This window comes from Neoaquamicrobium sediminum (genome assembly GCF_040970315.1).
In the GTDB taxonomy this organism is placed as follows: Bacteria; Pseudomonadota; Alphaproteobacteria; order Rhizobiales; family Rhizobiaceae; genus Aerobium; species Aerobium sediminum.
The window spans coordinates 214,641-237,372 of the sequence record NZ_JAZHFV010000002.1 but is presented as its reverse complement, the minus strand read 5'-3'; the positions used below and the strand labels follow the sequence as shown (position 1 = coordinate 237,372).

Sequence of the window (22,732 nt, the reverse complement as noted above, 5' to 3'; positions counted from 1 at the left end):
TCAGCCCACCGCCCGCGGATCGTTGACGACGCGCTTCACCATCGACGGTCCAGCCTCGCGATCATACTGCCGCAGGCCCTCGCGCACGCCCTCACCCACCATCTGCATGATCTCGGTATTGCCTCGCGCGCCGGACACGTCGATCGCGATGTTCACCTGTTGTGGTGGCCCGGATGCCGTCGCGGGGCGCGCCATGCTCGCGGTTGTCGGCGCGACATAGCCCCCCATGGCATAGCCTTTAAGGCTCCGGTGCAGCGCCTCCAGATTGCCGACGCCGGCCTTTTGCACGGCGTCTTTCGAGAACACGTATTCGCCGCCGTGGACGACGCCCTTGGGCTCATGCTTGCCGCCGTTGCCGGTGTAACCGCCTGTGTCGAAGAGGTATTTGCCGGATGCCGACAGCGATCCCCAATTCGTGCCACCGCCGAACAGGCTCCCAAGGAAGCCAAGGAAACCGCCGCCCGAAGCGTTCTTGATGTCGGAGATTGCCGACAGCACGTCGTCGAGCAGCGCATCCCCGATCTTGGATATTGCGCTCGCGAACGATTCCGCAGCCGGCTTCCCGTTGATCAGGTCGTCGATGAACCCCTTCGTCATGTCCTGGCCGACGCCGAGCCACTTTTCGGCATTCTCGCGCGCCTTGTCCTGCTCCTCGGCAAGCTTGGCGGCCTCGGCGGAAGCAAGAGCATACTGATCGGCCAGATTGGCGATTTCACTCCGCAAGGCCGGTGTGATCGTCAGTCCGGCCTTCTTTGCTGCGCTCAGCAGTTCCTGTTCGGCGCGCGCCTTCTCGACTGCATAGCCGTAATCGTCGATCAACGGGTTAAGCTGACGCTGCGCCTCGGTTTCAGCGACGAGCGCCGCAGTGCTTTCGGCGATACGTTGAGACAGGCGCTGGTAATCGTCGGCGCGCTTCTTCGCCCCCTTGTCCTTTCCTGGCAGGTCGTAGTCCTTGAGCGAAACCGTAGACGGCTTTGTTTCCGTCTCGGGAAGGCGTCTGGTCTTTCCATCAGCGATCGATTGGCCTCGACGCTGATAAGCATCTTGAATTGCGCGCTCGGTCAGCCCGCCTGCCGTTTCGACCGCGCTGCCAAAAGCGTCATCGATCCGCCGTTGAAGAGCTTTACTCGAAGTAATGGTCAAGGGACCGAGCTGCCGCACTGCCGCGCCGCCAGTCAACATCTCCCCGATGCTGTCGAGGCCAAGATCTCGACCTAGCGCCGCGCCGTGGGCTTCGAGCCACGACATCACGGCTATGCGCGCATCGTTGACCCAGCCGATGTACTTGGCGATCTCCTCGCCCATCTTCGAAAAGTCGGTCTGGCTTACGATGTCAGCAACTTCGGACAGCATGCTCCCGAACGCTTCGGCCGCACCACTGCCTTTGTTGAAGTCCCCGGCAGCGTCGATAAGGACGTTCCGAAGGCGTACCAGGTGTTGCGAGACGGTGAGTTCCGCTCCTGCAACCTTCTCCTCAAGGATGACCGATCCGGCTTCAAAGGCTCGGAAAAACGCTTCGGACGACACCTTGCCGTCGATGACGAGACTTCTGAGCTTTGCAACATCGCCACCAGCTTCCTTCAGACCCGCAGCTACGGCTTGAAGGATTGGGCGCGCGCCCTCGTTGATTGAGTTGTATTCCTCCGCGCGGACGATCCCCGCGCCAAGCGCCTGCGACAGCTGTAGCAATGCCCCGGATGCCTCTGTCGCCGATGCTCCGGAAACGCGGAGCGCAACACCGATCTTGTCGACAAAATTGGTCATCTCGTTTTGCGAGACGTTCAAGGAATCTTGCGCTTGAGCTAACCGCCCATATAGCGTCACCATCGCCTCGATCGGCGCGGCATTTTTCTGCGCAGACTGAAAAAGGCGGTCATAAACTGCGCGAAGGTTGTCCCCTTCCAATCCCGCGACCTTAAGAGCGTTCTCGATACGAGTGGCGCTATCAATCAGCGACTGGATACCCCGGGCGCCGCCCGCAATCGCGAGCGCCTTGGCAAAGGACGTGCCAATGCCAGCGCCGATAGCTGACATCCGCCGTTCCATCTGCTTGCCCCGCGTTTCGATCCGGGTAAAGGTCCTGTTGGTATGGCCAAGAGACTTCTCGAGTGAACGCTCGTATTTGTCGAAACGCGCCTCAAGAGTGGCGATCAGGCGCTCTACAGTGACTGCCATGGAGGATCTTTCTTATGAACAGAAGACTGAAGGCCGTTCTGGTGTTGGCCGCCATTGTCGGTTTTGCCTACGTGCTGGCCGACAAAGAGGAGACCGAAATAATCGCGGCGGCAGACAGCGGAGAAACCTATCGGCTGGTTCACGCGATCGGGAATGATGAGACAGTAGTCGCCAAGGACCTCACCCACGGTGAGTGCCAAATTCGAAAACAGGACAACATTGCGATCGCCGAGGCGTTGGGCATCCACAGTGAACGACTTGGTATCGGCTCGATCACATGCCTTCCGGAAAGCCTGTTCGACGACTAGGATACGCCCCTTGCCGCCAGCACTGCGCGATCGAAATCGTCATCGCTCGGAGCAACGGACGTGTCCTTCCCGTGCGCTTTGTTCCATCCGCTGACTTCTGCAGCAAATTCGCCCAGCGACAGCTGGCCGACGTCGGGAATTCCCATCAGTCTGGCGCTTCCTCGGAGAGCGGCGAAGTCGATGCGTCCGACGTCGCCGCGAGCGCTTCCCCCGATGGCGGTTCCTCCAGGTCCTTGGAGTGCACCCGCTGAAGGCCGGCCAGCGCGACCGCATAGGCCGTGTCGCGGTTCTCATCGAGGGGTCGTTGATCGATGTAGAGGCGCACTTTCGCAAGCGCATCGACCGGCGACATGCCGCCGCCGATCAGTCCCACACGCAGCACTTCCCGAATGTGGGCGAGGCGGGCGGTGCGAACAGCAGGAGCGAGAATGGTGACGACGGAAAACAGCGAAACGTCGCGCTCTGCCTCCCGGCTCCACTTCGCCTCCAGTTCCTCGATGCCAGCGATCGACAGGCGGAAGGTGTAGGTACCATCCGCCCAATCGAGTTCGACAGCCCCGTGGCGGCTCATGCCGCTGCATCCACCCAGGTGACCACACCGTCGCTTTCCAGCGTGACGGAAACGGCGGCGCGGCCGGTCTCGGGGCCGGTCACTTCCCAGGCGGTGAGCTTGAACACACCAGCCCAGTGGCCACCGCCATTGGCAAGGCTGACGCCGTTCAGAAGAACGCGCACATTCTTGCCCTCGCCCGACGTGAACCAGTCGAACCACTCCGACACGCTGGTAGTGTGAAGCCGGCCGGCGCCGCTGATCGTGGCGGACTGTCCGGAAACGGTGATCTCTGACCAGCCAGGGGCATCCGGATCGTCGCAGTCGGGGATTGTTTCCCGGTTGGTCTCGGCGGCAAACGCGATGCCGCGCTCGGTATTGATGAGGCAGTCATGCGCGAACACTTCCGGTTCCGCGCCGTCGCCGATCTGCACGAGCAGCTGCTTGCCGCTCATGGTCTTGGGAGGTGCCATGATGATCTCCTTTGGAGGTTAGGCTTGGTCGATGATGAACACGAACGAACAGACGATGTGGCTGGTGAGGCCGTCGGGATCGCGCAAGGTTCGCTGCCCCTGAAACTCGACGGATACGAGCTCGAACCCGGCAATCGCGACTATGGCGCCCACGCGCTGCACCACCACAGCGGCTATGGTCTTGGCTTCAGGAAAGCCGACCTGGCGGGACCAGACATGCACGTCGGCGAAGACTTCCCAGCCATCGCCACAGGAATTCCCATCGGCGACAATCTGCTCCTCGCCAATCGTGACGCGAGGAAAGGGATCGCCAGCAGGAACGATGTCGAAGACATTGCCGCCCGCAACGGCCGGCGCTGCTTTCAGAGCGTCGAAGATGGCCTTCTGGACTTGCGTGTCGATCATCCGCCTGCCGCCACCTTGCGCGCTGCCTTGCCGAGGGACCGGTTGACCCTGCTTTGGGCGCGCTTTTTGTTGATCCGCCATGCAGGCCGGAAGAACGGGCTCGCATGTTTCCCATTGCGGCCGAACTCCTGGATGAAGGCATTCTGGAATTCGATGCCGCGCGCGTTCGTCACCACCGTGTTGCGATCGCCGGCATAGATGGTGACGACGAGGCCGGCCTCGCCCGCTGCCGTGGCAAAGACCGTCGCACCTTCAGGTGGAGCCCCCCACGTCCAGCCGATGCTGTCGCGAAGCTTTCCTTCATCGACCGGCACCATGCGCTTCATGAGATCGACCATCTCGTTCGCGCTGGTCTCCAGTCCCTTCCGGATTTCCGCGCGCGCAACGTCAGGCAGTCGGCGCAGCTTTATCTTGAAGCGCGCCAGATTCAGGATCTTCATCGCTGCCATCCTCAATCAGGGCACCGGTCTTTTGGGCTGCCAGCGCACACGCGCGTGTGACGTTCTTCCTCATGCCGGTCTTGTAGGCGACGGTGACATGCCCGCGTCGCGCGGCCGGCGAGAAGTCGAAATCCTTGGAAAAGGTCACCCAGGGCATCAGGCCGCAACTCCGCTTTCGACTGTGAGGTAGATCCACAGCGGGTCCGTGACGGCATCAACGGTGCGGATGGCATAAACCGTTCCACGCCGTGTATCGCGCATCCGCCAGTCCGACGTGATCAGCCGTGTTTTGATTGAAGGCCGCACATAGACGCCGAAGGTGTTTCGCCCTTCGAGCCGCCCGGCGATCACAGCCTCGCTACCACGCAGGGCGCGCAGCTCAGCGCGCACCGAAAACTGTTCCTCGAATGGCCCAGCAACGGAATTGCCCATGCCGTCATCGACTGTCCCGCGCTTGTCGAAGGCGACACGATCGCGAAGTGCGCCGGCATCCGGCTGATAGCGAGCCATCAAACTCTCCAGACGCGATACGGCGAAAGCAGATCATTCACGGTATTCGGCAACACGCCGGAAGCGCCTCCGATCGTGACGCTGGAGCGGTTGTGATACCACTGTGCGACCAGCATCATGATCGCGACCTTGATCGCCGCGGGCGTGTCATTCGCCCACGCGGCAGGATCGCCCTCGCGCTTGCCGTAGCCCGCCCAGTAGTGGATGCGGATATCGCCGGGCCTGCCACGCACGACGGGCATGTTCTCAAACCACACCGGGTCCGGCAGCGGCCAGGTCTGCTCAACCCCGGCACTGTCGATGTAGCTGACGCTCTCGACCTCCAGCATGTCCGGGATGGGCCACCTGCCGTTGCAGGGCCACGCGGACAGCTGCCATTCCAGCAGCTGCACGCCGATCGCGCGACCGAGCCAACCGGCCGGCCCGTCGATCCACGCCGTCGCCGCCGCGATCAGCCCCTCGACATAGGTCTGGTCTTCCGCCGGCACATCGGCGAGGTGCTTCTCCACCTCCTCGAATGTGACGACAGGAGACGGAGGCGTGATCACGACGACAGACATGGTCAGGCCGACTTGTTCTGCGGAGCGGCCTTCTCGGCCTTGTTCGCCGGCTTGCTTTCGGCCTTTGATTTCGGGGCCGTATTCGACACGGCGTGCGGCAGCTTTTGCAACAGTTCCTCCCCGTATTTGTCGGACACTTCAAACGACTGACCAACCTTCAACGTGTCAGGCTGGACAGACGAGATGCTCACCTGGTCGATCGCATAGAGTTTCATCGCGGTTCTCCTTTGGTCGGCTCATGGGAACGGCGCCGACTGGCGGCGCCGCTCGTGATCAGCCGACTTGCGTTACGCCGCAGTGGCAGAGGTGATGTTGTCGGAGAAGTCGCCCTTGATGAACGCCTCCGGCCGATAGACCGCCATCGCGACACGCTCTTCCGCACGGATGGTGACAAGGTTCTTGCGGAAGTTGTCGCTGTCCTCCGTCGAGATTTCGACGTTGGCGTCTTCGCGATCGAAGAGCTGCGCGCCGAGCTCGAACGCGCCGACCAAGTATTTGTCGACGGTCATGGCAGGCGTTTCAACCACCGGCAGACGCCACAGGCGCGGCGCGGTGCCGTCCTGAGGATTGCCGATGATGTGGCGCCCGGTGGTGTCCTTCACCAGTTCGATCGTCGCCCAGTCCACCGGGTTGAGCACGGTGCCGGTCGGCGGAAGTTCGGCAAGGAACGCCTGCAGCATGGCAAGGCGGATCACGTCGATCTTGGTCACCGGCGACGGGAGGGTCGTCGGAGCCGAGAAGGCCGTGGCCTGGGTGTAGATGCCATTGAGGTCGGTACCGGTGCCAGAGCCGTTCAGGATCTGGTTATCCTCGACGAATGCGAGACCGTAGCGCAGACGTCCGTCGATATAGGACCGCAGCTGGGGCACATCGTCGAGGATCTGCTTGGTCGCCAGCACCCAGTGCGCAATCGTGGTCACCGCCGAGGTCACCAGATCGAACTTGATCTCCGACTGCGGCTTGGCCGCACCCGACGTTTCGGAAACGGTGGCTGCATTGTTGGTGAAGCCGGTTTCCTTCACGTACTGGATCGCATTCGAACCGGTGTTGCCCGGCGTGATCAGGTTGCGCATGGTCAGCCGGCGCTCGGGCGGCGTGATGACGCCAGGGCGGCGATCCGGCACGATCAGGTCGCCGGCCGATCCGTCCGCATCAGTGGTCAGTGCGGAGATGATCGCCTTCACCGGGATCGAGATGCGCCCCTTGCCGCCGGACTTGACGAATGCCTTGAACTCATCGTTTTCGATGACGAGTTCGCCCACAGACTTGGCCCGCTTTTCGTCCCCGCCGGGACGCGCGACGAGCTTCTGCTCAATCTCGGTCAACCTTGCCGCAATCTCATTGTGCTTGATGAGCGCGTCGTCGGCCTTCTGCTTGGTCTCGTCGGTGACCTTGCCGAGGTTCTTCAGTTCCGCCTGCGTCGTCTCGGCAGTCTTCTTCACCTCGTCAGCGGCGGTTTTCAGGTCGATTGCGAGCTGCTGAAGATCGGCAGACGGGCCTGCGGCTGCCGTGGCGAGGATGGCGGTGCCCGCATGGGCGCTGACAGGATCAACGCCGATGAAGACAAGTGCCGCCGCGAGCGCGATGCAGCCAAGCAGGCCGAACGCGAATATGCGATCGATGTTTCTGGTCATTGCAGTGTCCTTCCAGGTTTCAAGTCGTGCGGAAGGCGGCAGCTGCTTCACGCAGCGCCTTGGCCGTAGCTTCCGCGATGGTGTTCGCCTCGTTACCCTCGGACTCACTCCGAATGGCCTTCGCATAGCCGACAGAGGCGATCTGTACGGCTAGCGATTTCGGGACACCTGCCTCACGCAGGAGGTCCTCGAATTCCTTGACAGGCATGGGATCGCCATCGCGTAACCGGCGAGCGAACTCTTCCATGCGTTCCGATTTGACGGCTTCGATCCGCGCCCGATTGTTGGCGGGGAATGACACGGGGCTGATCTCCCACAGGTCCAGCTTGCGCAGCAGCCGGACGCCGTTATCCTTATCGAATTCCAGCTCGCGATAGCCGATCGAGAGGCCGCGTACCGCCCTCGCCTTGAGAAGCGCATAGGCTTCCTTGGCGCGCTGCACATCCATGATCAGGCGGCCTTTGCCCCACAGGCCCTTGGCGTCTTCGGCGAGGTCTTCCCAGACGCCGATCGGCTCCTCGGAATTGTGCTGCCACAACATCAGCACGGACGTTCCCTCGCGGCGGTGTTTCGCCAGGCTCTCGACAAAAGCGCCGGGAACGACCTTTTCGCCATAGCTGTCGACATTGCCGAATATCGAGCCGTAGCCCTCAAAGGTGCCGTCTTCCGAGAGGTTCTTGACCTCCAGGGCGAAATCCTTGGTTTTCACAGTGGTTCTCCTAGTCGACAGGATCGCCGGGCGCGGGCTGCACCCGGCGCGGCGGTGCCTTTCCAAGCTGGTCAAGCGGGACGAGGTTTGACTGCACCGTAAGTGTGTCGCCGCCTTCGACAGGGGGCAGGTTTTCCCGCCGCCGCATCTCGTTGCGTGTCATCCAGCCATTCTGCCCGGCGGATGTGTAGAGCGCCGCCCGCCCGGTGCTATCGGCACGCAACAGTCCTTCAAGCACGAACTCGGCATAGTAGGTCTGCCGCTCGGCCGGTTTCAGAAGCTGCTTTTTTACGGCCTGCTCGATACGGACCAGATAGGGACGCATCGCAAAGGTGAGAAACCCGATCTGCTGCTGCTCGAGGCCGGTGCCCCAGCTTGTGGAATTCTGAGTGTGTCCGACCATAAACGGCGGCACCCGGTAGATGCGACAGACTTGCTCGACATTGAAACCGCGCGTTTCGATCAGCTGCGCGTCTTCCGGGTCCATCGTCAGCTGCTGGTATTCCCAACCATGAGGCAGCGGCATCACCTTGCCGGAGGCGGGCGATCCCATGAACTCGGCGAACAGCGCCATCAGTTCCTTGCGCTGCTCCGCCGTCGACTTCGCATTCTGGCCTTCCTTGGCAAAGCCGGCGACCTGCAGGCCACCCTCCATGAACTGGCGGGCTGCATCTTCTGCAGCGAGCGCGCTGCGAAACGTCTGCCAACCGTGCCGGATCGGCGAAAGTCCGGTGTCGCCGCCGATACCAAAACCACGCAGGTGCAACACCTTGTTCGCCGGCAGTACCTCATGCTTGCCGCGATCGTTGACGACATATTTGAGGGCGCCATTCTGGTCGCGGCGCACCATGGTGTCAGGCCGCAACGGCTCAAGGCCGACGAGGCGGTCTCCCAGCAGCTTCTGTTCCGAAAAGCCATTGCCCCACCCGCAGATGTTGGCAACCTGCCCCTCCCAGAACTCGGCAGCGGTCTGCCAGGAGTTCGGGCTATCATGCAGGATGCCATACAGGGGATGATCGTCCGCCACCCTCCGTTTGTCCTGGTCGATCTTCTGGTACAGCGGCAGCGGAAGTGTTCCGCTCGTCTCTGAAAGCAGCCGGATACAGGCCCATGCCGTCGACAACGACAGCACGCGATCAACCGAAGGATGAGCCGCCTGCGCCCGCGCATAGGCTGCCTTCGTATCGGCATCATCGCGGCCCGAGAGCTTTGCTCGTCCGAAACCCAGCCAGCTCAATGGATTCATGATGCCATGGCCTTCAGTTCGGAGAGGTAGTCGCCGAGATCGGCCATGCCCATCGCCTCCGGGTTCCAGCTCATCAGAATGGCGGCGCAGAGCATTGCTACGAACGGATCGATCTTCGCCCGCCCTGCCGCTTCCTTGGTCGCCATATTCCCGTTGAGTTTGACTTCGATCTTCACATTTCCGACCGACCAGGACATGAGGCCAGAACCATCATGGCTGATCGTGTCGTCGCTCAGTTTGTGTTCAAGGCCCCAGAGCGCAGGCGAAAGAGCCGGCCCCTGTCGCAGCCGATGCAGCATGTCGCCCTCAATGCCGACGAGTGCCAGAGCATCCACGAGCGCGGCGATGTTGTTCGGATCGAACCCGAACGCCTTTTTCTCGGGCAAAAGCCCCATGTCACGAATACGACCGGCAGTCGCCGCGATCGCCGCGATGTATTCGGAGACCGCGCAGAAGGTCAGAGAACCTTCAGCTTCGAAGTCGCGGAGCTGTGCGGCGATTTCTTTGCGGCGGTCCAGCACCTTCGGATGCGCATAGGCATGGCACCAGATCAACCATCGCCGCGTCACCTTCTCACGACCGATCACGCAGATACCGAAGAGATCGTCCAGGCCGCCGCCATCCGCGCCGACGACCGCAACTTCCGATCGTGCGAGCAGCTCATCCAGCGTCAACGTCGGATCTGCGCGCAGATCCCAGTATTCGGCGCCGCCCCAGCCATCGTCACCAATACCAACGCCGATCTCGATATTGAGGTGCTGGCTCGCCCAAATCTGCTCGGCCTGCGGCGTCGCGCGACCGTTGTTCTCGTAATCCGCGATCAGCCGCGCCGCGTCGATCGAGCGGTTGATGTTCGGCAGCAGCATCGACCAGTTGCGCTGGTCTCGCCAGAAATCCTGCCGCTTCTGCAGTTCCTGCGGAAACTCATAGAGCACCGGCAACATGATCGGGGCCGATCCGCCCTGCCCGTCCCTGATCTTGCGCGCCTTGAGCAGCTCGGTTTTCCAGATGCCGGCGGGCGCTTCGTCTGACTGCGTGGTGATCATCAGCACCTGGCCGCCCTGCATCGTGATGCCGCCGCCGCGAATCTGCTGCATGACAGCCGCTGCTTTGGCCTTCTTGCCCAGCTCGTGCACCTCGTCGATGATCGTCAGGATCGGGATTTCGCCGGTGACGATCGACGTGTCGAAGCTCTTGACGTCGAGCTGTGTGCCCGTCTTGCGGCGGGTGATGCACTTGAGATGATCCTGAACGTTGAAGATTGCCTTCAGCCGCTCGTCGAGCCGGATCATACCCTGCGCCTGGTCGAAGCACCGCTCCGAGATGTTCTGGCTTGGCGCCACGATCAGCATCTGCCGATTGGGTGCTTCCTCCATGTAGAGCGCCGTCAACCCGAGCGCCGCGACGTAGGTCGTCTTCGAGTTTTTCTTCGGCACCATGCACAGCAGTTCCCAGACGAGCCGCTGCTTGGTGTCAGGATCCTCGCTGGCGAGGAACGCGCAGAGGATTTCGCGAAACCACTCCCCGCAGGCTTCCGCCATTGTCGGCGTACCGGGCACGTCCGGAAGCCGCAGGCGATTGAAGAACGCGACGGCCTTGGCGGCCCGCTCGGCATTGAGGGGGACATCTGCCATCGGCATCTGACCCGCCTGAATACGCTCCCACCAATCCGGGCACGCGAACCGCGGCAGCGGATCAGTGCGTTGCATTCTGCGCCGCCTCGCGCTCCAGCTCGGCCATCAGGTCCGCATCAGCCGCATGCGCCCGCTGCTCGTCGATCGCTTTCTTGCCAACGCGGGCAGAAGCACCATCGTCAGTGTTTGGCTTCGAGCCCATATCGCGCTCGATCTCCATACGGTCGTTACGGTCGATCATGGCCGCCAGTTCGCGCAGTGCCGTGATGTTGCCGGCGTTCGCCTGCTCCATGGCGATCTCGAATCGGCGGGCGTCGAGCCGGTCGCGCATGAACAGCCGATCTTTCATCTCGGCTCTAAAATACCGCTTCAAAGTCGCCGGTGAGATGCCAACCGCCCCGGCAATGCGCGACGTCGCCCAGCCGAGCGCCAGCAACAGCTTGACTTTGTTGCGTATTTTCTCGGTCGGCTGAAAAGGCGGACGCCCGCGCTTTCCAAGCCACGCAGGAACCACCTCGCCGAATAGGTCAAATTCGGGTTCCACGAGAAAAAATCTCCAAATGAGGGGGGCGCGGGTCTAGGGGCGAGGCGGGTCCAGACTTTCGACCCACCCCCCTTGATGTTTCACGCCGATGTTTCACTGGCCGGTCGAGAGGGTCAGTACCAGACCCCGCGTTGATGCACCGACGCCTGCTCCTCGGCCTGCTTCACGACGTCGTGGCATGGCTTGCAGAGGCATTGCAGGTTCTCGTCATCCCAGAACAGCCGTTCATCACCACGATGCGGCGTCTTGTGATCGGCGACGAGCTGCGACGTATCGGTCTCGATGCGCTTGCACTTCTGGCAGGTGAACAGGTCGCGCACGAGCACGAACCATCGGAGTTTCTGCCAACGCGCAGTCTTGATCCACTTGCGCCAAGGCAGCGTCTCGTCACGTTGACGAGAGCGGTCCCTCTCCACACCCATGATGATGTCCAGACATAGCTTGCGCACTGGCCCTGAGTCGGTCGCCTGTCGGCGGTGTCAGGGCTGGGCCGGGAGGGGTCGCTGTCGCCGTGGCGATGGCCCGCTAATCGGAGGCATGCGCCTCACAGTCCCCGGTCGTCCATGGGTCGGAATCGCTAATCCAGATTCTCGATATGCGCAAGCTTTACGTCGACGATGATCTCCCGACCAAACAGCCAGGTCATGACGCGCGCCGACCTGCCCTTCGCATATCCCTCCAGCACACCGGTGAATTCCGCATAGGGCCCGACATTGATCCGCACCTTCGCACCCACCTGCAAACCGGTCGGTGCGTTGCGCTCGTCGAACGCGCCTGCCTGTGCCAAGTCCATGAATCCATTCATCTGTCGGTCGCCGATCGGATAGGGGCGATACTGCTTGTCATTCGTGCCGACGAGGCTGGCCACGCCCTTCACGCGCAGCAGGCCTGAGAACGCCTCGTCGCTCGGCACGATGTTGACGAATACGAGACCGGCAAGCACCGGCCTGTGGACAACCTTGCGGCACTCAACCTTGAACCGACGCTTCACCGGCACCTGCTTCACCGGCACGACGGCATCCACCCGCGAATCGATCAGCCTGTCGCGCAGATCGATCTCGCCGCGATTGCCCGCCCGCAGCGCGAACCACCGCCTTGTGCCTTCCACGTCAAGCGATGCCATCGCCAGATGCCTTTCCTCGCGCTGCCGCTCCGCGATCACGCGGTCGCTCTTGTGCCATGCCCTGTCGACATTGATCGGCGCGCCCTCCCGGTCGAGCCACACGCGTTCGTCGCTATTCAGCCGCTTCACGTTCACCGCCATCATCGCTCTGACCCTCGCTCACCGCCGCCTCGAATGCTTCCAGCCCTGCCGGTCCGCCCTTGGGGCAATAGACCACGTCGAGCCCGTCCAGCGCGGCGAGCCATCGCCATCCGCGCCGGGTGAATTCCGCCTTCCATTCCGCCATCGCGCCGCTGTCGGCCGGCACCGGCACCATCAGGTCGCGTAAGCCGTGCCACGCATCGGCGAACACGCCGCCACCCTTCTGCCTCTGCGATGCCTGCCACCACCACACCGCAGGCCACGCCTCGCGCAGCATCGCGTCGGATAGGAACGGCCGCGCCGCAAGATCGGCATCGGCAGGCCCTGCCAGCATCTTGCCGAACAGGAACGCCATGCCCACCGGCCCGAGGCATTTGGCCCAGCCGTCCGGCTTCGCCTCCTCCACCGGCCGCCCCGCCTTCACCCGATCGACACGGGCAAGAATGGCCGGATCGAGCCCCGTCCACAGTTTGTCGCGCAGGAAGATGCCCACGGTCACCGGCGACTTGCCGCGCTGGCGCATGTCGAGCAGGTAGGCGTCCCGCCACCGCTCCGCCTCCAGCCGTTCGGCGCCGTCGAGGTTGGCGAACTGCCGCGCGATCCAGCCCGGCGACGAGGTATCCCAGTCCTTCCACGGCCCGGCGGCAAACTTCGTCCCGTTGCAGAACCGCATCACCCGTTTCTCGAACGCGGCGGTTCCCGGCGTATCGCCTAAAACCGGATCCTCGATCTCGCCCTCTCTCTCGCGCGCCTCCGCGCGCTCTGAGGGTTCAATGGAGGAGTCTGGAGGGGTTGTATGACTCCTGGTGTCACCCTTAGGCGTCTCCGGTGTCACCCTATCCGTGTCACCGGTGTCACCCTTGGCGTCGTCATCTAAGGGTGACTGGGTGTCACCCTTAGAAATCCCGCCCCGCGCAGCCGCATAGGCGTCCCATCCGTCGCGCGAGATCGCGCCCAGCACTGCAAGATCGAGCGCATATTCGTTGGTCGAGCGCCGGCCCTTGCCGCCCTCGCGCACCAGCGTCAGCAGCCCGATTTCGAGGAAGGCGCGGATCTCGCGTTGCACCTGGCGCGGCGAGCATTGCGCCGCGCGCGCCACGGTGGCGATCGCCGGGAAGATGCGGCTGCCGTCATCCTCGCAGGCGTCGATCAGCTTCAGCAGCACCAGCTTGCGAATGCAGGTGCCCATGTCGGCGCGAAAGCCGGTGCCGAGTAGGAAGGCGCTCATGCAGCCACCTCCCGCGCAACCGTTCCCGCCGCGCCGCGTTTAACCGGCTTGTTGGAGTGCGCGTGATGAGTAACGACTGGTGGAGCGAGCCGGTCCGCGTCGCGGTCAGCGGCGGAACGGCGGTCAACGTCAGCAGCAACGGCCAGGCCGCTAAGATGCTGCTGGAAGAGTGGCCGGACGAAGCGGGCGACAAGCACCTGCGCGCCCGGCAGACGATCCTGCGATCCATGGACAGGCCCGGCGATCCCGGAACGCTCTATGCGGCGCGCATGGCGTTCGAGGCCGCTGCGCGCGAAGCCGGCATACTGCTGGGCGCGCGGCCGAAATCGATTGCGCCCAAGGGCTTCAAGCCGCCGCGATGGCGCGGGCGAAAGCGCTGACATCATTCCGCCGCCTCCCGCGCCGCGGCGAGGTGGCCGCAATTGGCCGCGACAAGCGCTTCGGCGAGCGGCGGGCACACACTGTTGCCGCAGCACGAGCCCTGCACCGTCGAAGTGGTAGGGCTGCCGTCCGGCTTGCGGTCGATGATGTAGCTGTCGGGAAAGCCCTGCGCCCGGAACCGCTCGCGCGGCGTCAGCATGCGCATGCCGATATCGGCTATGGCATAGGTCTGCCCGTCGATGTCGACTGTCACCAGCCCGAAGCGGTCCTTCGTGGTGTCGGTGCGCAACGGGCCATCCGCCTCCTGCCCGATGCCGTTTCCGTAGTAGGTGGCGAGGAACGGCGCGATCAGGGCCGACTTGTTCACCGTCGCGGTGTCGGTATGCGTCGGCTCGTCGAGCGCATGCCCGATAGAGGTCCCGAACTGGCGCATCATGTGCGCCGTCACGACGCCCTGTTGCGCACCGGCCTGCGTCAGCGTGGCAAGGGGCTCGTCGGCTGGCCGCCCCGGATTGACGCCGCCGATGCGGCGGCTGTCATTGTTGTGCTGCGCCATGAAGGCGGCAACCACGCCGAACTTCGGCGCGCCGGCCATCACGGTGTCGACCGGCTCGTCTGCTCCGCTTCCCACGCCGTTCTGCGTGAAGCGCGACAGATGCACGGCTGCCACGGCATGGTTGCCGCTGATCGTGCCCGTTCCCACCGGTTCGTCGGCATGCTTGATGCCGTTCCCCCACCGCTTCACCCCGCTGGGCGACACCTCACCATGCGCTGTCTCGACCAGCACTGGCGCGACGAGGCTGCCTTCATTCCCATCCGGTACGACTACCGGCGCGGGCTTCTCGACCGACCGCGTGCGCGGCTCCTGCCCTTCGCGCTCGCCATAGCGCGGCACGAGGTATGGCGCGACGACGCCATGACGATTGCCACCTGCCGTATCAGTCGCGAGCGGCCGATCTGGCGAACTGCCGCGGACGTTTCCGCCTTCACCGTCGCCATAATAGCTCGTCAGATGCGCCGCCACCACGCAGCCATCCGGCTTCGCCGTCATGGTGCCGGTCGGCTCGTCACCACCGCGCGGCGCGCTCTGCCCTGCCCGTCCGCCACAGCCGACGAAGGAAGGAGCGACGACAGCATGGCTGCCCGCCGTCGTCTGCGTGCGCAGCGGCTCGTCAGGCGTGTTGACGCCGTTGCGCCCCGCCGCGCTCGCCATGTCGGTGCGCACGATGAACGGTTTCTTCGCCTCCAGCACATAGCGCACCACACCGCGCGCAATGCGGCGCATGGTGGCGTCTGCGAGCGGGCGAACCGCGCGCAGCCCGTATTGCCGCATGATCTCCTCCGATGTGTCGAAGATCGAAGGACATGGCAGAGACCAGTCGATGATTTCCGCCGCCGTGCGATAGGGCTTGAGCTTGCCGGCGCGGATCAGCTTCGCATCGTCCGCGTTCTTCGGGTCGCCATGGGTGCGCTTCGGCCACACGATCGGCAGCCCGTCGCACCGCGCGATCATGAAGAACCGCTTGCGGATCGTCGGCGCGCCGTAATCGCAGGCGCGCAGTTCCTTCCACTGCACCTTGTAGCCGGCCTTTTTCAGCCGCCGCGTCCACGCCTCGAATGTGTGGCCGCGCAACTCAACAATCGGCTTGCCGTCATCATAGAGCGGCCCCCAGGTCACGAACTCCTCGACATTCTCGAGGATGATCACGTCGGGCCTCACCTCCTCCGCCCAGCGCACAACCACCCAGGCGAGGTCGCGAATGTTGCGATCGAGCGGCTTGCCGCCCTTGGCCTTGGAGAAGTGTTTGCAGTCGGGCGAGGCCCAGAACAGCCCCACCGGCCTGCCTTTCGTCACCTCGCGCGGCGTCACGTCCCAGATGTTGGAATCGAGGTGCAGCGTCGCCGGGTGGTTCACCTCGTGCATAGCCAGCGCATCGGCGGAATGGTTGATGGCAATGTCGGGCGAACGCCCCAGCGCCATTTCGATGCCGGTGGAGGCACCGCCCCCGCCCGCGAAGCTGTCGACGATGATCTTGTCGTTCACCCCTGCCCCCTTCCCGCCGTCGCGTAATAGTCCTGCCGCAGCGAGATCCAGCGGTCGCGCACGGTGTCGTCTTCGTTGATGGCCTTGCGGCTGGTCACGCCCAGCAGGCTGCGCAGCTTCTGCGCCGCGCGCGCGGTACGGGCCGCGTCGTCAGCCGTGCCTTTCAGGTCGAGCCCGTGGCGTTCGATCAGCCAGTTGCGGAAGGCAACGCGCTCGCACAGCATCGCCGCTTCCGCCGCATGGTTCTTTTTGGCGGGCGTCGCCAGCCGCGCGGTGTCGGAAGGGCGCGGCAGCGGCTTGCCGCCTTCGCCATCTGCGGCGCGCAGCACCTTCTTGGCCCGCGTGATGACGTCCAGCATGATGCGGGCATTGTCGAGCGCGCCGGCCACCAGCTCGATTTCCTCGGGCTTGGCGTGGGCGGTGAAGGTGAGGATCGTCACGCGGCTGTTGTCCGGCCCCAGAGCGTCGAGCAGCGTCTCGCTGCCGAGGGCGGCGATCTGCCAGCGGTCGCCGTCCAGCGCGTCGACATGAGCGGCCACGGTGCGCAGCGCGGCGGCTTCCTTCACCCTATCCATGGCGCGCCTCGCGAATGGCGCGATTGGCGGTCTCGGCTGAGATAGCGCCGAAGATGCGGGCGATGTCATTGCCGGAAAGGTCCTGCCGCTCGCGCACCGTGCGCCGCAGTGCTGCCCGGCGCGCATCCCGCACGGTCTTCGTGCCGCCGCCCTCGCGTATGGTGCGTGGCGGGATGCGGTATTCCGCAGCCACCTCGCCGATGATCTCGGCAACCGGCCGTTTGGGCTTCGGCTGCTCGTCATAGGCGCGCGCCATGATGATGCGCGCCTCCTCATAGGCCGCTTCGAGGATCGCGTCGGCGGCATCGCGTGCCGCCTTTTCCAGCCGCCGCGCTTCCTGCTCGGCGTCCTTCATCGCGCGCCGCATGGCGGCGAGCGAACGCTTGCGCTGGGCCTCGGCAACGAAGGTCGGGTTATAGCCGCGCCCCGCCATCAACCGCCCTCCCCGCCCGCGACAAAGGCCGCGAAGGCAACACGCACGTCCTCGAATTCAGACCGCAGACGCCCGTCTGCCCCGCGCACCGCGCTCCAGGAAGCGCGCCGCCAGTTGATGAATTCGAGCCCGAGATCGAAGCGCGCGCGCCGGCAGGCATCCTCGAACACCGGGCGATATTTCATCAGCACCGCATCGGAGACGGAAAGCAGGATCGCCCCGCGCGCCCGGTCGTCATCGGCCTCGTGCATCTGGCGGATGATCGGCAGCATGGAGTCGCTCATGGCCGCGTCTCCTGTGTTTCACGTTGGACGGATTGTGTAACGGCTTGTTTCGCAATGCTTTTCAGCGTCAGGCGCGGGCGTTCCACGAGATAGGCGAAGGGGTCGAGCGCGAAGGCGCCGCACAGCAGCAGCACGTTCGCCGCCGACAGTTTCTGCTCATGCACGGCGCGCGACAGCATCGCCTTGTCGAGCCCGGCATGCGCCGCGCAGGCCTGCCCGAAGGATTGGCCTCGTTCTTCGAGCGCGGCGCGCACATCGCGGGCAAAGGTGCAATGGTCAAATTCCGCCATTGACCGCCTCCTGCCCCTCATGCGTCAGCATCACGCCGTGGTCGGAGGGAAAGTGCCCAAGCACCGCCCAAAGCCGCGCCCGCGTCTCCGGCGCTTGCAGCCAGCCCATCCACGCCAGGTGGAATTCGCTGTTGGTCACCCCGGCGAGCTTCCGCGTCGCCGCCTTCCACGCGCGCACGATCTCGGTTTTGCGCCACGGCTCCCCGGCCTCATTGACGGCATGGAACGCACGAGCGCGCAGGAACAGCGACAACATCTTCGGCGAGAAGTCGGGGCGCGGCGTCATTCTGCCGCCTCCGCGCTCGCCTCATAGCCCCACGTCTCCCAGCCCGGCTGTGCCGAGCGCGAGAACATTTCGAGGCGGGGCACACCGGGGTAGAGCCGGCTGATCTGTTCGATGAACCAGAGCGGCTTTTCGGAATGGCGCCCTACCGGGTGCGCCGTGCATTTCAGCGGTTGCGTGCCGGGCAGCGGCGCGGGCGGGTTGCCCCTGGTGCCGATCAGCAGCAGCTCGACATTGTCGAAGCTCCAATAGCCGGTGCCGGTCTGCTCGCCGGGATAGACCTTGTTCCACGCCCAGAAGCTCTTGTAGGTGAACCCCCATGCCGCCATGCAGGCCAGGCCGTTGGCGAGATCCGTCACCCACAGGAACAGCACGGCGTCGCGCGCGGCGGGGCAGCCGAGCGCGAGAATTTCCGGCAGGTCCATCGTCGGATAGTGGTTTTCCGCGCTCTTTTCGCGGCCAGTTACTTCCGAATGGACTTTGAACTTCCACGCCGGGTCGGCGTAGATCACGGGAAAGGTTGGCCCGCCGGCATCGTCCTTCCACCAGGCGTGGGCGGTCACCTGCCCCTTCTCGGCAACCATATCCATATGCGCCAGCCGCACCGCGTGGCGCGTCTTCTGGTCTTCCGCGCGCAGCCCCTTCGCCACCTTCATCAGCTCGCGGCGGTTGTCGGTGTCGGGCAGGAAGGCGGTCTTGATCGGCTTGCGCGCCGGCTGCCTGACACCGTCCCGCCCTTCGATTTCCTCGTGGTGGCTAATTTCGCCACCATCGACGAGCTGCTGCCGCACGGTCTGCACCGTGTTGTGGTGCACGCCGAGCATGGCCGCGATGGCGCGCGACGAGATCGAGGGCGTGTCGCGCAGCTGGTCGGCGATCAGGTCGCGTTTCTGCGCCGAGGAAAGGTGCCGCCGCGAAACGTTCAGTTCGCGCGCCAGTGTCCGCTTTTCGGTCTCGGAAAGCCCCTTGCGCACGAAGCGCGGCCAGTCGACCAGTCCGAGGCTTTCGCAGATCTCGACACGATGGTGCCCGTCGAGAATGTTGCCGGCCTCGTCATATTCCACCGGCACGAGCACGCCATGCGCCACGATGGACGCTTCCAGCGCGGCATAATCGTCAGCGGAAAGGCGCGGGAGAAGCTGATACTTCATTGCCCGCTATCCTCGAAGAACGAGGACGGCATAACGTCACGCACCGTGAGCCGGTCATCAGACGGAAGACCACGATCAACGATCGGCCTGAGTAGCGCTAGATCGTGCTCACACTCCCTGATGCGACGGATCACATCATAGACATGCAGGCCATCGAGTCTGATACCGTCCGACATCAAAGGCGACGGCAAGCTTCGGGGCCGATCAGCAGGGTGATAGACGCCGTTCCTAGCCTGGACGCGAACTGGACGCCTCAACCGCCCTTTGCTCTCTAGTGATACTCGGCGATTGAGCACCGTTTTGTTGTCAACGCCGAGTATCTTCGCGAGCGTCCGATTGGAAAGATGCGGCGTTTCCAACAATTGCGCTTCGATGATTTCGCGCTTCTGAAAAGTCGTCAGGTGTCGTCGGGCCAAGTTCAATGACCGGACGTGCGAGCGCTTGTCGTCCTCCGAGAGGTTTTCGCGAACGACACGAGGGAAATTGACCAACCCGAGGCTTTCGCAGATCGCCACACGGTGATGCCCGTCGAGGATGTTGCCATGCTCGTCATATTCGACAGGCACCAACACCCCGCACGCGATGATCGAGGATTTGAGCGCGGCATAGTCGTCAGCAGATAGTGGGGGCAGGAGCTGGTACTTCATCACTCCATCCCCAGCGCATGCTTGTAGAGATCGAGGATCGCCTCGGCTTCCTGCCGTTCCGCCTGATCCATCTTCCGCATCTTGACCAGGGCGCGGATCGCCTTGGTGTCGAATCCGGTGGCCTTCGCCTCGGCGTAAATTTCCTTGCGGTCATCGGAGAGAGCGTCGATGTCTTCCTGCACGCGCTCGATCCGCTCGATGAAGCTGCGCAGCTGCCCGGCCGCGACCGTCTGCGGCCCGCTCGCTTCCTCGTCGGCGCCGGGGCGCAGCGACTTGCCGACACGCTCGCGCGCCGGTCCGCGCGCTTCGTAGGGATCGTAATCGTCGGACATCAGCGCCGCCCCCGTGTGACCTGCCGGAACCCGTCGAGGATCTGCGTCACCCTGCTTTTCGGAACGCCGGTCGCCCGCTCGATCGCGGCGGCATCCGCCTGCCCCGCGAGCGCGAACACGAGGCGCACATGCTCGTCGAGTTCGGCATCGCTGACAGGGGTGTCCCGCTCCTGGCCGATCCGCGCCGCAAAGGCCGCATCGAACAGCAACTGCGCATAGACAGTCGGCGAATAGCCCCAGGGCTTCGCCATCTCATGCAGACGTTGGTACGCGCGCGGCGCGACCTTGATGGTGATGGAAACCGCCTGCGCCGCCATCAGCCTTCCCCGTCTTCGGTCACAGGCGGCTGGCCGCGCAGGTAGTCGCGATGGAAACGGCAGTAGCAGCCGTTAACGGCACCCGGCCGCCAGTCGTCGGCGGAAACGACGGCGGCGCAAAAGCGAACGCCCGTCGAAGGGTGACCAATCGGAAACCGGCATTCGTGCGCATCGAGATCGGCCAGCGCCCATCCGGCGGGGTCACCGTCCGGCGCGACGGGCGCATTGAGCCCGGCCACCATGTCGAAGATCGAGCGCCGCAAGGGCGCGCGGGCGCGCTCGGGCTTGACGACCGGCGAGACGAAGGAAAGCGCCCGCATCAGCCCTGCCCTCCGGCAACGAGGCTGATGCCGCCCGCGCCGCGCGCGCTCGCGGTGGCCTTGCGCAGCTCTTCCATCGCGCGCTCGACGCGGCTTGCGATTCTGTCGAGCTGCGTTGCTTCGGCCGGCGTCAGCTTGCCATCGGAAAAGGCCAGCGCAGCCGTCGTCATCAGTTCGCCGATCTGCACCATCGCGTTGGCGTGGCGTTCCATCACGCAGGCGTTGGCGGCTTCCTCTCCCGTTTCGGCATCGGCAAAGCGCTGGCCCCGCGCCTGCGCGATCGCCTCGCTCATGTCGAAGCGGCCGCATTCCTCTTCCAGCGCGAAGATCGCATCGAGCGGCATCAGCTCGGGGCTGTCGGCATTGGACCAGCGCCCCACGGTGCTCTTGCCGTAGTTGCATATGCCCGAGGCGCGCTCGATGCCGCCGACAGCGGCGATCAGGTCGCGCTGCTTTGCCTTGAGCAGGAAGTGACGGGCATTCGCGTTCGGGATCATGGGCGGCCTCCTCAGGCACAAAAGCTTTCCCGCGCCGGGAAAACCCGGCGTCGTTTCCCGTGGCGGGAAAGGATCGGTTGATTCACAGTGCGGGCATGAAAAACGCCCGCGAACACATCATCTCATGGCGGCCCCGCACCCCGTGCGGGAGCGGCCCGATTGCCGCCCTCGCCGTGCTCGCTTCGGCTGCTGTTATCGGTGGTTGCAGGGGCCGGATTCGAACCGGCGACATCGTGGTTATGAGCCACGCGGGATACCGCTTCCCCACCCTGCTGAAACTCGGAAAGCCGCGCGATGCCGATCTTGGCGGCATGCTGCGCGACCAGATTGGAAATCAGTTGCTCCTCGCTCAATCCTGCCTCGGCGGCAGAGAGCCGCAGCGAGAGCAACACCGCATCGGAAAGCACCAGCGAGATCGCGCTGTAATCACCGCTGCCCAGGTCGACGCCGATATACGCCGCGCCGGACGAAGGGCGGGAGGCACCCTCGCCCGGCGCGGGAAAGACCACGCCGGCAACACGCAAGGCATCGTCGTCGACGCCGTGCGGGGCCCGCTCGACCGGCATGGTTCTGGAATCGGAAAGAGGCATGTCGCCCCACGGGGTTTTCGCGCAGGCGCTCATTCGGCTGCCTCCGCAGATGCGGGAAGTGTGAAGAAGTCGTTCGGCAACACTGCGCCGGCGGTCACGATGGCAAGCCGTTCCATCTGGTCGCGACGCGGGATCCGCTCTCCGGACATCCACTTGCGAACGCCGGACGGCGACACGTCGCCGACGCGGTCGGCGATGTCTTCGGGGCGCAACGTATGGAGGCGCATGTAATCGATGAGCTTCATGGCGCCGGATATTCCCCATTCTGTGCAACATCGTCAAGCACAAAATGGACAATTTGTAGAACGACGCCGGCTGCGCCAGTCGTCTAAGTTCCCCGCTATGGGAAACAATCTCAAAATTATACGCAATCGCCTAGGCTGGACTCTCGACAAAGCCGCCGAGGAAATGGGGGTTTCCCGCAGCCAGTATATCAAGCTGGAGCGCGGCGAACGCCGACTAACCAGTGACTATATTGAGCAGGCCGCCACCGCCTTCAGCGTCTCGCATTCCGAGATCACCGAAGCTCTGGTCCCCGTCATGGGGTACGTTGGAGCAGGCGCAGCGGCACACTTCTATGCAGATTCAGACGGACATTTTGATGAGGTGCCCATGCCCCCGGGGGGAGGTAAGGATACCGTCGCCCTGGAAGTTAGGGGCGACTCGCTAGGCTCATTCTTCAACCAGTGGCTCGTCTACTATGACGACGTCCGCTACCCCGTCACCCACGACCTGATCGGCAGGCTTGTTGTCTGCGAGACCATTGATGGGCGCATCCTGGTCAAGAAGCTCATGAAGGGTACACAACCGGGCCATTTCCACCTGCTCTCGCAGACTGAAAGTCCGATCGAAGATGTCGAGCTCGTATGGGCGGCGCGCGTAAAGCACATGACGCCGCGCTAGCGTTC

Annotated in this window: 34 protein-coding genes and 1 tRNA gene; 3 read left to right on the top strand and 32 right to left on the bottom strand. The window is 63.9% G+C overall.

From position 1 onward, the window contains the following. Positions 1-2,046 (bottom strand): tape measure protein, encoded by a 2,046-nt coding sequence (locus V1479_RS06495; protein ID WP_368802197.1) that lies wholly within the window; start codon positions 2,044-2,046, stop codon positions 1-3. A 143-nt stretch (positions 2,047-2,189) separates the two neighbouring features. On the opposite strand from V1479_RS06495, the gene V1479_RS06490 reads away from it, so the two are divergent. Further along, positions 2,190-2,483, top strand: a complete 294-nt coding sequence (locus V1479_RS06490) for a hypothetical protein (RefSeq protein WP_368802196.1) — start codon at positions 2,190-2,192, stop codon at positions 2,481-2,483. Here the strand turns inward: V1479_RS06490 and V1479_RS06485 are convergent. From V1479_RS06485 to V1479_RS06405, 17 genes are all read right to left on the bottom strand, one after another. Continuing rightward, complete coding sequence (locus V1479_RS06485; protein ID WP_368802195.1) at positions 2,480-2,629, bottom strand: hypothetical protein; 150 nt, start codon at positions 2,627-2,629, stop codon at positions 2,480-2,482. The two genes, V1479_RS06490 and V1479_RS06485, sit on opposite strands and share 4 nt — an antisense overlap. Further along, positions 2,629-3,054 carry a gene transfer agent family protein gene (locus V1479_RS06480; protein WP_368802194.1) on the bottom strand — a complete coding sequence of 142 codons (426 nt, stop codon included), beginning with the start codon at positions 3,052-3,054 and terminating at the stop codon, positions 2,629-2,631. The genes V1479_RS06485 and V1479_RS06480 overlap by 1 nt, the downstream gene beginning before the upstream one ends. After that, positions 3,051-3,506: a phage tail tube protein gene (locus V1479_RS06475; RefSeq protein ID WP_368802193.1), complete on the bottom strand. Its 456-nt coding sequence runs from the start codon at positions 3,504-3,506 to the stop codon at positions 3,051-3,053. The genes V1479_RS06480 and V1479_RS06475 overlap by 4 nt, the downstream gene beginning before the upstream one ends. A gap of 18 nt (positions 3,507-3,524) precedes the next feature. After that, complete coding sequence (locus tag V1479_RS06470; protein ID WP_368802192.1) at positions 3,525-3,911, bottom strand: DUF3168 domain-containing protein; 387 nt, start codon at positions 3,909-3,911, stop codon at positions 3,525-3,527. After that, positions 3,908-4,351: an HK97 gp10 family phage protein gene (locus V1479_RS06465; protein ID WP_368802191.1), complete on the bottom strand. Its 444-nt coding sequence runs from the start codon at positions 4,349-4,351 to the stop codon at positions 3,908-3,910. The genes V1479_RS06470 and V1479_RS06465 overlap by 4 nt, the downstream gene beginning before the upstream one ends. Then, positions 4,299-4,508, bottom strand: coding sequence for a hypothetical protein (locus V1479_RS06460; protein ID WP_368802190.1), 210 nt, complete (start codon positions 4,506-4,508; stop codon positions 4,299-4,301). Before V1479_RS06460 ends, V1479_RS06465 begins: the two co-directional genes overlap by 53 nt. Next, complete coding sequence (locus tag V1479_RS06455; RefSeq protein ID WP_368802189.1) at positions 4,508-4,861, bottom strand: phage head closure protein; 354 nt, start codon at positions 4,859-4,861, stop codon at positions 4,508-4,510. The genes V1479_RS06460 and V1479_RS06455 overlap by 1 nt, the downstream gene beginning before the upstream one ends. Beyond that, on the bottom strand, positions 4,861-5,421 hold the full coding sequence (locus V1479_RS06450) for a head-tail connector protein (RefSeq protein ID WP_368802188.1): 561 nt from the start codon (positions 5,419-5,421) through the stop codon (positions 4,861-4,863). Before V1479_RS06450 ends, V1479_RS06455 begins: the two co-directional genes overlap by 1 nt. Positions 5,422-5,423: 2 nt before the next feature. After that, positions 5,424-5,636 (bottom strand): hypothetical protein, encoded by a 213-nt coding sequence (locus V1479_RS06445; protein ID WP_368802187.1) that lies wholly within the window; start codon positions 5,634-5,636, stop codon positions 5,424-5,426. 72 nt (positions 5,637-5,708) lie between these two features. Further along, positions 5,709-7,055 (bottom strand): phage major capsid protein, encoded by a 1,347-nt coding sequence (locus V1479_RS06440; protein ID WP_368802186.1) that lies wholly within the window; start codon positions 7,053-7,055, stop codon positions 5,709-5,711. Between the two features lie 19 nt (positions 7,056-7,074). Beyond that, a complete protein-coding gene (locus V1479_RS06435) occupies positions 7,075-7,764 on the bottom strand; it encodes an HK97 family phage prohead protease (protein ID WP_368802185.1) in 690 nt (229 codons plus the stop codon). Between the two features lie 10 nt (positions 7,765-7,774). Beyond that, on the bottom strand, positions 7,775-9,010 hold the full coding sequence (locus tag V1479_RS06430) for a phage portal protein (RefSeq protein WP_368802184.1): 1,236 nt from the start codon (positions 9,008-9,010) through the stop codon (positions 7,775-7,777). Then, the gene (locus V1479_RS06425) at positions 9,007-10,644 is read right to left on the bottom strand and encodes a terminase TerL endonuclease subunit (RefSeq protein WP_368802183.1); all 1,638 of its coding nucleotides are present in this window, start codon (positions 10,642-10,644) and stop codon (positions 9,007-9,009) included. Before V1479_RS06425 ends, V1479_RS06430 begins: the two co-directional genes overlap by 4 nt. Before the next feature lie 61 nt (positions 10,645-10,705). Then, positions 10,706-11,080, bottom strand: a complete 375-nt coding sequence (locus V1479_RS06420; protein ID WP_368802182.1) for a hypothetical protein — start codon at positions 11,078-11,080, stop codon at positions 10,706-10,708. 221 nt (positions 11,081-11,301) lie between these two features. After that, the gene (locus V1479_RS06415; RefSeq protein WP_368802181.1) at positions 11,302-11,610 is read right to left on the bottom strand and encodes an HNH endonuclease; all 309 of its coding nucleotides are present in this window, start codon (positions 11,608-11,610) and stop codon (positions 11,302-11,304) included. 155 nt (positions 11,611-11,765) lie between these two features. Further along, positions 11,766-12,455 carry a transcription termination/antitermination protein NusG gene (gene nusG, locus V1479_RS06410; protein WP_368802180.1) on the bottom strand — a complete coding sequence of 230 codons (690 nt, stop codon included), beginning with the start codon at positions 12,453-12,455 and terminating at the stop codon, positions 11,766-11,768. Further along, a complete protein-coding gene (locus tag V1479_RS06405) occupies positions 12,424-13,680 on the bottom strand; it encodes a hypothetical protein (RefSeq protein WP_368802179.1) in 1,257 nt (418 codons plus the stop codon). The genes nusG and V1479_RS06405 overlap by 32 nt, the downstream gene beginning before the upstream one ends. Positions 13,681-13,745: 65 nt before the next feature. Here V1479_RS06405 and V1479_RS06400 point away from each other — a divergent pair, with 65 nt between their 5' ends. Further along, positions 13,746-14,060: a DUF982 domain-containing protein gene (locus tag V1479_RS06400; RefSeq protein WP_368802178.1), complete on the top strand. Its 315-nt coding sequence runs from the start codon at positions 13,746-13,748 to the stop codon at positions 14,058-14,060. A gap of 2 nt (positions 14,061-14,062) precedes the next feature. On the opposite strand, the gene V1479_RS06395 is transcribed toward V1479_RS06400, so the two are convergent. The 14 genes from V1479_RS06395 to V1479_RS06330 all read right to left on the bottom strand — a co-directional run bounded on the left by V1479_RS06395 (position 14,063) and on the right by V1479_RS06330 (position 22,069). After that, positions 14,063-16,105, bottom strand: coding sequence for a DNA cytosine methyltransferase (locus V1479_RS06395; RefSeq protein WP_368802177.1), 2,043 nt, complete (start codon positions 16,103-16,105; stop codon positions 14,063-14,065). Then, positions 16,102-16,680 (bottom strand): hypothetical protein, encoded by a 579-nt coding sequence (locus V1479_RS06390; RefSeq protein WP_368802176.1) that lies wholly within the window; start codon positions 16,678-16,680, stop codon positions 16,102-16,104. Before V1479_RS06390 ends, V1479_RS06395 begins: the two co-directional genes overlap by 4 nt. Beyond that, complete coding sequence (locus V1479_RS06385; protein ID WP_368802175.1) at positions 16,673-17,113, bottom strand: hypothetical protein; 441 nt, start codon at positions 17,111-17,113, stop codon at positions 16,673-16,675. The genes V1479_RS06390 and V1479_RS06385 overlap by 8 nt, the downstream gene beginning before the upstream one ends. Next, positions 17,113-17,397: a hypothetical protein gene (locus tag V1479_RS06380; protein WP_368802174.1), complete on the bottom strand. Its 285-nt coding sequence runs from the start codon at positions 17,395-17,397 to the stop codon at positions 17,113-17,115. Before V1479_RS06380 ends, V1479_RS06385 begins: the two co-directional genes overlap by 1 nt. After that, complete coding sequence (locus tag V1479_RS06375; protein ID WP_368802173.1) at positions 17,394-17,687, bottom strand: hypothetical protein; 294 nt, start codon at positions 17,685-17,687, stop codon at positions 17,394-17,396. Before V1479_RS06375 ends, V1479_RS06380 begins: the two co-directional genes overlap by 4 nt. Further along, positions 17,674-17,973, bottom strand: a complete 300-nt coding sequence (locus tag V1479_RS06370; RefSeq protein ID WP_368802172.1) for a hypothetical protein — start codon at positions 17,971-17,973, stop codon at positions 17,674-17,676. The genes V1479_RS06375 and V1479_RS06370 overlap by 14 nt, the downstream gene beginning before the upstream one ends. After that, on the bottom strand, positions 17,970-19,121 hold the full coding sequence (locus tag V1479_RS06365) for an MT-A70 family methyltransferase (protein ID WP_368802171.1): 1,152 nt from the start codon (positions 19,119-19,121) through the stop codon (positions 17,970-17,972). Before V1479_RS06365 ends, V1479_RS06370 begins: the two co-directional genes overlap by 4 nt. Beyond that, complete coding sequence (locus V1479_RS06360; protein ID WP_368802170.1) at positions 19,118-19,768, bottom strand: ParB N-terminal domain-containing protein; 651 nt, start codon at positions 19,766-19,768, stop codon at positions 19,118-19,120. Before V1479_RS06360 ends, V1479_RS06365 begins: the two co-directional genes overlap by 4 nt. Continuing rightward, the gene (locus tag V1479_RS06355) at positions 19,768-20,037 is read right to left on the bottom strand and encodes a DUF2312 domain-containing protein (RefSeq protein WP_368802831.1); all 270 of its coding nucleotides are present in this window, start codon (positions 20,035-20,037) and stop codon (positions 19,768-19,770) included. The genes V1479_RS06360 and V1479_RS06355 overlap by 1 nt, the downstream gene beginning before the upstream one ends. A gap of 62 nt (positions 20,038-20,099) precedes the next feature. Beyond that, the gene (locus V1479_RS06350; protein ID WP_368802169.1) at positions 20,100-20,417 is read right to left on the bottom strand and encodes a hypothetical protein; all 318 of its coding nucleotides are present in this window, start codon (positions 20,415-20,417) and stop codon (positions 20,100-20,102) included. Next, positions 20,417-20,737: a hypothetical protein gene (locus V1479_RS06345; protein ID WP_368802168.1), complete on the bottom strand. Its 321-nt coding sequence runs from the start codon at positions 20,735-20,737 to the stop codon at positions 20,417-20,419. Before V1479_RS06345 ends, V1479_RS06350 begins: the two co-directional genes overlap by 1 nt. Beyond that, on the bottom strand, positions 20,737-21,234 hold the full coding sequence (locus V1479_RS06340; RefSeq protein ID WP_368802167.1) for a phage regulatory CII family protein: 498 nt from the start codon (positions 21,232-21,234) through the stop codon (positions 20,737-20,739). Before V1479_RS06340 ends, V1479_RS06345 begins: the two co-directional genes overlap by 1 nt. 199 nt (positions 21,235-21,433) lie before the next feature. After that, positions 21,434-21,508, bottom strand: a tRNA-Met gene (locus V1479_RS06335). Between the two features lie 345 nt (positions 21,509-21,853). Then, positions 21,854-22,069, bottom strand: a complete 216-nt coding sequence (locus tag V1479_RS06330) for a helix-turn-helix domain-containing protein (RefSeq protein WP_368802166.1) — start codon at positions 22,067-22,069, stop codon at positions 21,854-21,856. Between V1479_RS06330 and V1479_RS06325 the strand changes: the two genes are divergently transcribed. After that, positions 22,059-22,727 carry a LexA family transcriptional regulator gene (locus V1479_RS06325; RefSeq protein WP_368802165.1) on the top strand — a complete coding sequence of 223 codons (669 nt, stop codon included), beginning with the start codon at positions 22,059-22,061 and terminating at the stop codon, positions 22,725-22,727. The genes V1479_RS06330 and V1479_RS06325 overlap by 11 nt on opposite strands. Positions 22,728-22,732 lie beyond the last annotated feature (5 nt).

Coding starts and splice junctions, on each gene's coding strand:
- V1479_RS06370 (WP_368802172.1), bottom strand. CDS start 17,973: ATGACGCCGCGCCCCGACTTCTCGCCGAAGATGTTGTCGCTGTTCCTG.
- V1479_RS06495 (WP_368802197.1), bottom strand. CDS start 2,046: ATGGAACGGCGGATGTCAGCTATCGGCGCTGGCATTGGCACGTCCTTT.
- V1479_RS06425 (WP_368802183.1), bottom strand. CDS start 10,644: ATGGCAGATGTCCCCCTCAATGCCGAGCGGGCCGCCAAGGCCGTCGCG.
- V1479_RS06375 (WP_368802173.1), bottom strand. CDS start 17,687: ATGGCGGAATTTGACCATTGCACCTTTGCCCGCGATGTGCGCGCCGCG.
- V1479_RS06380 (WP_368802174.1), bottom strand. CDS start 17,397: ATGAGCGACTCCATGCTGCCGATCATCCGCCAGATGCACGAGGCCGAT.
- V1479_RS06400 (WP_368802178.1), top strand. CDS start 13,746: ATGAGTAACGACTGGTGGAGCGAGCCGGTCCGCGTCGCGGTCAGCGGC.
- V1479_RS06350 (WP_368802169.1), bottom strand. CDS start 20,417: ATGGCGGCGCAGGCGGTTTCCATCACCATCAAGGTCGCGCCGCGCGCG.
- V1479_RS06405 (WP_368802179.1), bottom strand. CDS start 13,680: ATGAGCGCCTTCCTACTCGGCACCGGCTTTCGCGCCGACATGGGCACC.
- V1479_RS06330 (WP_368802166.1), bottom strand. CDS start 22,069: ATGAAGCTCATCGATTACATGCGCCTCCATACGTTGCGCCCCGAAGAC.
- V1479_RS06365 (WP_368802171.1), bottom strand. CDS start 19,121: ATGAAGTATCAGCTTCTCCCGCGCCTTTCCGCTGACGATTATGCCGCG.
- V1479_RS06485 (WP_368802195.1), bottom strand. CDS start 2,629: ATGGGAATTCCCGACGTCGGCCAGCTGTCGCTGGGCGAATTTGCTGCA.
- V1479_RS06465 (WP_368802191.1), bottom strand. CDS start 4,351: ATGAAGATCCTGAATCTGGCGCGCTTCAAGATAAAGCTGCGCCGACTG.
- nusG (WP_368802180.1), bottom strand. CDS start 12,455: ATGATGGCGGTGAACGTGAAGCGGCTGAATAGCGACGAACGCGTGTGG.
- V1479_RS06430 (WP_368802184.1), bottom strand. CDS start 9,010: ATGAATCCATTGAGCTGGCTGGGTTTCGGACGAGCAAAGCTCTCGGGC.
- V1479_RS06475 (WP_368802193.1), bottom strand. CDS start 3,506: ATGGCACCTCCCAAGACCATGAGCGGCAAGCAGCTGCTCGTGCAGATC.
- V1479_RS06440 (WP_368802186.1), bottom strand. CDS start 7,055: ATGACCAGAAACATCGATCGCATATTCGCGTTCGGCCTGCTTGGCTGC.
- V1479_RS06480 (WP_368802194.1), bottom strand. CDS start 3,054: ATGAGCCGCCACGGGGCTGTCGAACTCGATTGGGCGGATGGTACCTAC.
- V1479_RS06345 (WP_368802168.1), bottom strand. CDS start 20,737: ATGCGGGCGCTTTCCTTCGTCTCGCCGGTCGTCAAGCCCGAGCGCGCC.
- V1479_RS06490 (WP_368802196.1), top strand. CDS start 2,190: ATGAACAGAAGACTGAAGGCCGTTCTGGTGTTGGCCGCCATTGTCGGT.
- V1479_RS06360 (WP_368802170.1), bottom strand. CDS start 19,768: ATGAAGTACCAGCTCCTGCCCCCACTATCTGCTGACGACTATGCCGCG.
- V1479_RS06415 (WP_368802181.1), bottom strand. CDS start 11,610: ATGGGTGTGGAGAGGGACCGCTCTCGTCAACGTGACGAGACGCTGCCT.
- V1479_RS06445 (WP_368802187.1), bottom strand. CDS start 5,636: ATGAAACTCTATGCGATCGACCAGGTGAGCATCTCGTCTGTCCAGCCT.
- V1479_RS06385 (WP_368802175.1), bottom strand. CDS start 17,113: ATGGCGGGGCGCGGCTATAACCCGACCTTCGTTGCCGAGGCCCAGCGC.
- V1479_RS06455 (WP_368802189.1), bottom strand. CDS start 4,861: ATGGCTCGCTATCAGCCGGATGCCGGCGCACTTCGCGATCGTGTCGCC.
- V1479_RS06470 (WP_368802192.1), bottom strand. CDS start 3,911: ATGATCGACACGCAAGTCCAGAAGGCCATCTTCGACGCTCTGAAAGCA.
- V1479_RS06460 (WP_368802190.1), bottom strand. CDS start 4,508: ATGCCCTGGGTGACCTTTTCCAAGGATTTCGACTTCTCGCCGGCCGCG.
- V1479_RS06340 (WP_368802167.1), bottom strand. CDS start 21,234: ATGATCCCGAACGCGAATGCCCGTCACTTCCTGCTCAAGGCAAAGCAG.
- V1479_RS06390 (WP_368802176.1), bottom strand. CDS start 16,680: ATGGATAGGGTGAAGGAAGCCGCCGCGCTGCGCACCGTGGCCGCTCAT.
- V1479_RS06450 (WP_368802188.1), bottom strand. CDS start 5,421: ATGTCTGTCGTCGTGATCACGCCTCCGTCTCCTGTCGTCACATTCGAG.
- V1479_RS06325 (WP_368802165.1), top strand. CDS start 22,059: ATGAGCTTCATGGCGCCGGATATTCCCCATTCTGTGCAACATCGTCAA.